Genomic DNA, 7,605 nt, shown 5'->3' with positions numbered 1-7,605 from the left:
GCGGTGTGTCAGGCAACATATCTGTTGAATGATCGACCGCTATCGCGAGCAGGCTCACTCCTACAAGGGATTTTTGTTGGGCTCAGGGCTTGCGCGATAGGCGCGTGAGAATCCGGTCCAGCGCATTGGCAAACGCCTGCTTCTCGCGATCACCGAACGGTGCCGGGCCGCCGCTCATCTGGCCTTGTTCGCGCAGATCGGTGAACAGATTGCGCACCGCCAATCGCTCGCCCATGTTCTGCGCATCGAATTCCTTGCCGCGCGGATCCAGCGCCGCCACGCCCTTCTTCACCAGCCGATCAGCCAGCGGGATATCGCTGCAAATCACCAGTTCGCCCGGCACCGCGTGCTCGACCAGATAATCGTCCGCCGCATCCGGCCCGCTCGGCACCACGATCAGTTTGACGATGGCCAGCCCCGGCTTGATCTGCGGCTGCCCGGCCACCAGCACCACTTCGTACTGGCGCTTGAGCGCAAACTTCACCACCAGATCCTTCGCCGCCCGTGGGCAGGCGTCGGCATCGATCCATACACGCATTTTGTTTACCTCATAAAGCAAAAGATCGCAGCCTGCGGCAGCTCCTACAGGTATACACGAACCTATGTAGGAGCTGCCGAAGGCTGCGATCTTTTAAGGGATCACCCAATCAAGCAGCCGAAATCCGCTTCTTCTCAGCCACCCAACTACGCCCATACAACACAACAATCGCCAGAATCGCCACCGCTTGCGCCGTCAACGAATACGCATCGGCATGAATCCCCAACCAGTCAAACTCAAAGAACGCCACCGGCCGCGTGCCGAAGATCCCGGCCTCCTGCAACGCCTTGACGCCATGCCCGGCAAACACCACCGACAGCGCGCAGAGCAGCGCCGCGTTGATGCTGAAGAACAACGTCAGCGGCAGTTTCGCCGAACCGCGCAGGATCACCCACGCCAGACCGACCAGCAGCACCAGCGCCGTCGCACCACCGGCGAGTACCGCGTCATGCCCGGCCGGGCCGGCCTGCAACCACAGGGTTTCGTAAAACAGGATCACTTCGAACAACTCGCGATACACCGAGAAGAACGCGAGGATCGCAAAACCAAACCGCCCGCCACCGCCCACCAGGCTGCTCTTGATGTAATCCTGCCAGGCTGCAGCGTGGCGACGATCGTGCATCCACACGCCCAGCCACAGCACCATGACGCTGGCGAACAGCGCCGTCGCGCCCTCGAGCAATTCACGCTGCGAACCGCTGACATCGATCACGTAAGCCGCCAACGCCCAGGTGCCGAGGCCGGCCAGCAGCGCCAAGCCCCAACCGACGTTAACGCTGCGCACCGCCGACTGCTGGCCGGTGTTGCGCAGGAACGCCAGAATCGCCGCCAGCACCAGAATCGCTTCCAGGCCTTCGCGCAGCAGAATCAGCAAACCGGAGATGTAGCTCAGCGACCAGCTCAAACCATCGCTGCCGAGCAACCCGGCAGACTCTTTCAACTTGGCCTTGGCCGCGTCCAGACGCTGCTCGGCCTGTGCAACCGGCAAACCGTCCTGCAACGACTGCCGATACGCCATCAGCGATTTTTCAGTGTCCTTGCGTACGTTGGCGTCGACGTTATCCAGCGAACTCTCAACCAGCTCGAAACCTTCCAGATACGCCGCCACCGACAGGTCGTAAGCCTGATCGTGTTCACCGGCGCGGTACGCCGCCAGACTATTGTCCAGCGTCGCTGCGGTGTAGTCGAGCAACTGCGCCGGGCCGCGTTTGACCTGCGGCGGTTGCGCTCGCTGCGCACGGAAAGTCGCCGCCGCTTGCGGGCCTTCAGCGCCCTGCACTTCGGCCGGGGTCTGGCGCGCCAGATCGGCGATGTTGTAGGTTTTCTCGGATTGAGCGGCCGCTGCATCGGCGCTGAAGCCGGCAATGTAAGTGGCCAGATCCCAGCGCTGGCGATCGTCGAGCTGATCGGCGAACGCTGGCATGTCGGTGCCTTCGACGCCTTGGCCGAGGGTGCTGTAAATCGCGTACAGGCTCAGGTGATCCATCCGCGCCGCCTCACGCAGATTGGCCGGCGCCGGCGACATGCCGACACCCGCCGGGCCATCGCCGAGGCCGGTATCGCCGTGGCACACCGAGCAGTTCTGCGCATACAACGGCGCGCCACGGCTCGGATCCGGGGTGATGATCGGCGTCTGGCTGACTTCATACGCCACAGCCAGTTTCGCGCCCAGTTGCCGCGCCTGACGGGCGACTTCAGCGCCGTCCTGCTTCGCGGTGATGGCCGCACGCAACGCGGCGACGCCCTGCTCCAACGCAGCCTTTTCAGGCTTGGCCGGCATGTCGGCGATCAAGCCTTGCAGCGCTTGGGTGAATTCCAGCTGCTCGCGGTATTCGGCGTCATCGACAACTGTGCCCGCCTCGACCGTCGGCGGGTAATCCGCGCTGATGTAATCGAGCAGGTGCAGCGCTTGTGGCGCGCCTTCCACGGTATCGGCCAGCAGATTGAAGCTGCTCAGGGCAAACAAAGGGAACAGCAGCCAGGCCAGAAATCGGGACGAGGCAGTCATGAAGGAGTCTCAAGGGGAAATACGGAGTTACATATTGTTCACTCCGGCGCCATTTCCCTCAAGCTTTGTCGGTGTTTGATATGTTTCAGCGCTGAATTCGATGACCACCTCGGGGCGCCAACCGCCCCTATAATGCGTCACCTCCCAGCCTTTGCCGTTCAAGGAAGAACCCGTCTCCATGCGCCATTGCCTGCCATTCTTCCTGCTACTCAGCGCCATCGTGCAACTGAGCGGGTGCGCCGCTTACCGCAATTACGATGAGGAAATGCAGCAAACCATCGACCAGATGGCCAAGGGTGATCTCAACGAAGCGCTGTACGTGCTGAAGGTCAACAATCCGTGGGAAGACAAGGATCTGCTGTATTACCTGGAGCGAGGCGCGATTCTCAGCGCTGGCACCGCCCTGCCAAAAAGTCAGGAAGCCTGGCGCACCGCTGAGCAGATGATTATCCAGCGTGAAGACGCCGTGCCCTCCGCGCCCATGAAGCTGCTGACCCGTTTCGGCAATGAAATGGGCACGATGCTGGTCAACGACAAGCTACTGCGCTACGAAGGCTACGACTACGAAAAGGTCATGCTGACCACCGAGATGGCCCTCAATCAACTGGCAGACAACGATTTCGACGGGGCCCGCGCCGACATCAAGAAAACCCACGAACGCGAAACCCTGATTGCCCGCCAGCGCGAACGGCAATACGAAGAGGCTGAAGAGCAAGCCAAGCAGCAAGGGATCAAGCTGCATTACAAAGACCTGCAAGGCTACCCGGTCGCCGTCCTCGACGCTCCGCAGGTCATCGAGTTGAAGAACGGTTACCAAAGTGCGTTCAGCCATTATCTGGCCGGTTTCACCTATGAAGCCTTGGGCGAACGCACGCTCGCGGCGCCGGGTTATCGTCAGGCGATCGAGTTGCGTCCGGGCGTGCCCTTCCTCGAAAGCGCGTTGCGCAATCTCGACAAGCCCGGGCCGGACGATGATGAAAGCGAAGTTCTGATCGTGGTGCAGAGCGGTTTCGCCCCGGCGCGCAGCTCGGTGCAAGTGCCGATTCCGGTGCGGCTCAACGAAAACCTGACGATTGTTGCGCCGATCTCATTTCCGGTGATGCTCCCCGACACCCTCACACCGCCCCTGATGCACATCGTCGTCGACGGTAAACAGCACAAACTGACGATGATCAACAGCGTCACCGACATGGCCATGCGTACCTTGCGCGATGACATGCCGCAGATCATTTCGCGGGCGATGTTCCGCGCCAACATGGCCGCCATCGGCCAGGCAGAAAAGAACGAGCGCGATCCCTCCAAGGCTTCGCTGGTAGTCACCGATCCCGACCCTTTCGAAGAGGCTGACACGCGCACCTGGCGCACCCTGCCGGACAAAACCCTGGTCGCCCGGCTGCGCCTGAAAAAAGGCCTGCACCGCGTGCGTTTTCCCTACGAAGGTGCAGAGGGCGGCCTGACCGTGCGCATCGACCAAAGCCACCAGCTATTGAGCCTGCGGGTCTTTTTGTATCAAGGCTTTTTCATCGGATCGTCGTGGCTGTTCCCCGAAACGCCGGCAGCGGCCGTAATGGCACCTAACTAACCGGTGCAATTAAAAAGCTATTACATCGCCATCATCCCGCGCTTATAATGCCGCGCCTTCGCTATGGCGAAACGGCATTAAAGCTCCTCTGGTTATGAGGAATTGGCAGGAGGCCAGCGCCACTGTCGATCGGTCACAACAGCCCGACCAGCACACGCGGCTGCATTTATCTGCACTCAGGGAAGACGTCACCCCATGGCATTCCGCGCCCCCACTCTGATCGCGCTCAGCGCCGTCACTCTGCTGTCCGGCTGTTCGGCCTTTCGCAATTACGATTCGGAACTGGCCCAGACCAATCAGCAACTGGCCTCCGGCAACGTCGACGCGGCGCTGACCCTGCTGGAAAAGAACAACTCCAGCGCGGACAAAGACCTGCTCTATTACTTCGAGAAAGGTGAGTTGTTGCGCGCCAAGGGCGACCTGTCCGGCAGCCAGAACGCCTGGACCAGCGCCGACGTGGTGGTCGGTCAGTGGGAAGATTCGGTCAAGCTCGACACCGGCAAGTACCTGGCCCAGTTCGGCAGCTTCATCGTCAACGACAAGGTGCGTCGCTACGAAGGCTACGACTACGAAAAAGTCATGCTGACCACGCAGATGGCCCTGAACCTGTTGGCGGTCAACGATTTCGACGGCGCCCGCACCGCAATCAAAAAGACTCACGAACGTGAAGCGGTGATCGCCGACCTGCGCGACAAGGAATACCTCAAGAGCGAAGAAGAGGCCGAGAAAGAAGGCGTCAAGACGCAGTACAAAGACCTGCAGGGTTACCCGGTCGCCAGCCTCGACGCACCGGAAGTGGTCGGCCTGAAAAACAGCTATCAGAGTGCGTTCAGCCATTACCTGGCCGGCTACGTTTACGAAGCGCTGGGCGAAAAAGACCTCGCCGCGCCGGGCTACCGCAAAGCCGCCGAACTGCGCCCGAACACGCCACTGCTGGAACAAGCGCTGATCGATCTCGACAAGCCGTCGAAGTCCGACGACAGCGACATCCTGATCGTGGTGCAAAGCGGTCTGGCCCCGGCGCGTGACTCGATCCGCATCCCGCTGCCATTGCCGATTGCCAACAACGTGGTGATCACCCCGCTGTCGTTCCCGATCATCAAAGCGGACACCTCCACTGCGACTTTTGCGCAGATTGGTGTCGACGGTCAGCAAGTCAATTTGACCGCACTCAACAGCACCACCGCCATGTCTCGCCGCGCGCTGCGTGATGACATGCCGGGCATCATCGTCCGCACCACCGTGCGCGCGATCACCAAAGGTGTGGCGCAAAAGAAACTCAACGAAACCAGCCCGCTGGCCGGTCTCGCCGTGGGTATTTCTTCAGCTGTGCTCGAAGGTGCCGATACCCGTACGTGGCGCACCCTGCCGGACAACACCCAGGTGGTGCGTCTGCGCTTGAAGAAAGGTGAGCATCAGGTCACCCTGCCGAGCGCCGTCGGCGGCTCGGTGGTCAAAGTCACCATCGATCAGCGTTATCAAGTGATCAGCCTGCGCGCCGTCGGCAATCAGGTGTTCGCCGGCGGTATCGCCGCCCACGTGATGCCGAGCGCCAGCGCGACCAACGTCGCCAGCCTCAAACAACCTTAAGAACGGAGTCTTTGCATGCGCTTCAAACTCATCGCCGTCGCCGCCCTCGCCTTGCTGGCCAGCGGCTGCGCCACCCCGCCACCGCCTGAGCCGGGCAGCGCCGCGAGCAAAGTCGTGGCCATGGGCCCGCAGAAACACATCGTCGTCGGCGCCATGCGCGTCGCCCGCGAAAACGGCTTCATGACGGTCAATGTGCAGTTGAGCAACACCCTCAACAGCAACAAGATTTTCTACTACCGCTTCGCCTGGCTCGGTGCGGAAGGTTTCCCGATCGCCGAAGAAGAAGTCTGGAAAAGCCAAATGATGTACGGCGCCCAGACCAGCTTCATTCAGGGCATCGCCCCGACCCCGAAAGCCGTGGACTTCCGTCTGGAAATCAAGACGCCGTAAGCCCGCCACCCTATTCCTTATTTAGAGAGCATTCCCATGTTTGCACGCTTTTCCTGCATCGCCGTCATCGCCCTGCTCGCCTCCGGTTGCGCCAACACTTCGCCGACCCTGGGCAGCAAGAACATCAGCTACGGCGACACCAAAGCGGTTGAAACCGTGACCAACGAATTCGGTTCGACCGACCTGCAAATGATCGCCGAATCGATGACCCGCTCGCTGGCTCAGTCCGGCATCCTGCAGGGCCGTCCAGTGGTTCAGGTCTACGACGTGAAGAACAAGACCAGCGAGTACATCGACACCCGCGAAATCACCACCAGCATCAAGACTCAGCTGATGAAGACCGGCGTTGCACGTTTCGCCAGCGACAACAATGCGATGCAGAGCCAGGTTGACCAGCTCAAGCTGCAAAACCAGAGCGGTCTGTACAAGAAGAGCACCGTGGCCAAGACTGGCAACATGGTTGCCGCCAAGTACCGCATCGAAGGCTCGATCAGCTCGATCGTCAAGCGCAGCAGCGACTACAAGGACGTCTTCTACAAATTCAGCCTGCAATTGATCGACGTTGAAAGCGGTCTGGCCGAGTGGATGGACGAAAAAGAGATTCGCAAAACCACGGAGCGTTAATTGATGCGCGCATGGATTGGCATGATGGCCCTGGCTTGCGCGTTCAGCGTGCAAGCGGCCCCGAAAGTTGCGGTGACGGATCTGGCGTATCAGGAACGTGTGGAGCAATACATCCACATCGTTTCGGCGCAGAGCAGCCACCGCGAGGGTTACTACAGCGCGAGCGGTTCTTCGAGCTACAACGAGATCGAAGCGAGCACCAGCTACATCGAGCAAGGCGAGCTGCGTAAATTCACCGGTGACATCAAGGGTGAAATTCTACGTACCGGGATGTTCCAGCTGGTGCAGGGCACGCCGTACACCGCGTCGTCCAAGGGTGATGTCTACGACGTGATCAAGCGGATCAAGGCCGGCAACTTCAAGGGCGCCGACTACGTGCTGTTCGGTACCGTGTCGGACATCGACTTCACCCAGGACATCAACGAACTGGCGAACACCGACAGCTATTCGGCGGTGCTGGCTTTGACGTTGGTGGCGGATTTCAGCCTGATCAATACCAAGACCTTCGAGATCACTTCGGCCTTCACAGCGATGGGCGAAGCGCAGGACACCAAACTGGTGAACCACCGCGACATCAAGATCTCGCTGAACCGCCCACGGGTGGTGCGTGATGTGTCGAAAGCGTTGGGTGAGGACGTGGCCGGGCAACTGAGCATGCAGCTCGGTGGTGGCGACGGTTATGAACAGCCGCGTGAAGCACCGCAGCGCAACAATTTGCCGCGTGATACTGCGCCGGTGATCCTGCGCTGATTGATTTGGAGAAATGCTTTTCTGTGGCGAGGGGATTTATCCCCGTTGGGCTGCGCAGCGGCCCCCTCTTTTAAGATCAAGAGGGCCCGCTGCGCGAGCCCACGGGGATAAATCCACTCGCCA

7 protein-coding genes are annotated in these 7,605 nt (G+C 60.4%); 5 read left to right on the top strand and 2 right to left on the bottom strand.

Annotation, left to right across the window (positions count from 1 at the left end; genetic code table 11):
• Window positions 1-82 precede the first annotated feature (82 nt).
• The gene (locus QMX93_RS28885) at window positions 83-538 is read right to left on the bottom strand and encodes a YaiI/YqxD family protein (RefSeq protein ID WP_282358969.1); all 456 of its coding nucleotides are present in this window, start codon (window positions 536-538) and stop codon (window positions 83-85) included.
• 109 nt (window positions 539-647) lie between these two features.
• Window positions 648-2,546, bottom strand: a complete 1,899-nt coding sequence (locus QMX93_RS28880) for an FTR1 family protein (RefSeq protein ID WP_282358967.1) — start codon at window positions 2,544-2,546, stop codon at window positions 648-650.
• Between the two features lie 178 nt (window positions 2,547-2,724).
• On the opposite strand from QMX93_RS28880, the gene QMX93_RS28875 reads away from it, so the two are divergent.
• The 5 genes from QMX93_RS28875 (at window position 2,725) to QMX93_RS28855 (ending at window position 7,482) form a co-directional block, all read left to right on the top strand.
• Window positions 2,725-4,128: a hypothetical protein gene (locus QMX93_RS28875; protein WP_282358965.1), complete on the top strand. Its 1,404-nt coding sequence runs from the start codon at window positions 2,725-2,727 to the stop codon at window positions 4,126-4,128.
• A 195-nt stretch (window positions 4,129-4,323) separates the two neighbouring features.
• Window positions 4,324-5,718, top strand: coding sequence for a hypothetical protein (locus QMX93_RS28870; RefSeq protein ID WP_159814374.1), 1,395 nt, complete (start codon window positions 4,324-4,326; stop codon window positions 5,716-5,718).
• A 15-nt stretch (window positions 5,719-5,733) separates the two neighbouring features.
• Window positions 5,734-6,108: a YcfL family protein gene (locus QMX93_RS28865; RefSeq protein WP_007911131.1), complete on the top strand. Its 375-nt coding sequence runs from the start codon at window positions 5,734-5,736 to the stop codon at window positions 6,106-6,108.
• Between the two features lie 36 nt (window positions 6,109-6,144).
• Window positions 6,145-6,732: a penicillin-binding protein activator LpoB gene (lpoB, locus tag QMX93_RS28860; protein WP_016772610.1), complete on the top strand. Its 588-nt coding sequence runs from the start codon at window positions 6,145-6,147 to the stop codon at window positions 6,730-6,732.
• A gap of 3 nt (window positions 6,733-6,735) precedes the next feature.
• Entirely contained in the window at window positions 6,736-7,482 is a 747-nt protein-coding gene (locus QMX93_RS28855; RefSeq protein WP_053124935.1) for a hypothetical protein, read from the top strand.
• The last annotated feature ends 123 nt before the right edge of the window (window positions 7,483-7,605 follow it).

Origin of the sequence: Pseudomonas sp. PS01303, assembly GCF_029959385.1 — a bacterium.
GTDB lineage: Bacteria > Pseudomonadota > Gammaproteobacteria > Pseudomonadales > Pseudomonadaceae > Aquipseudomonas > Aquipseudomonas rustica.
Note: the sequence above shows the minus strand (reverse complement) of the source record. Positions and strands in the feature narration are given on the sequence as shown.

Excerpts from the sequence above, each read along its gene's own strand:
- QMX93_RS28880 (WP_282358967.1), bottom strand. The coding sequence starts at position 2,546 with ATGACTGCCTCGTCCCGATTTCTGGCCTGGCTGCTGTTCCCTTTGTTT.
- QMX93_RS28885 (WP_282358969.1), bottom strand. The coding sequence starts at position 538 with ATGCGTGTATGGATCGATGCCGACGCCTGCCCACGGGCGGCGAAGGAT.
- QMX93_RS28875 (WP_282358965.1), top strand. The coding sequence starts at position 2,725 with ATGCGCCATTGCCTGCCATTCTTCCTGCTACTCAGCGCCATCGTGCAA.
- lpoB (WP_016772610.1), top strand. The coding sequence starts at position 6,145 with ATGTTTGCACGCTTTTCCTGCATCGCCGTCATCGCCCTGCTCGCCTCC.
- QMX93_RS28870 (WP_159814374.1), top strand. The coding sequence starts at position 4,324 with ATGGCATTCCGCGCCCCCACTCTGATCGCGCTCAGCGCCGTCACTCTG.
- QMX93_RS28855 (WP_053124935.1), top strand. The coding sequence starts at position 6,736 with ATGCGCGCATGGATTGGCATGATGGCCCTGGCTTGCGCGTTCAGCGTG.
- QMX93_RS28865 (WP_007911131.1), top strand. The coding sequence starts at position 5,734 with ATGCGCTTCAAACTCATCGCCGTCGCCGCCCTCGCCTTGCTGGCCAGC.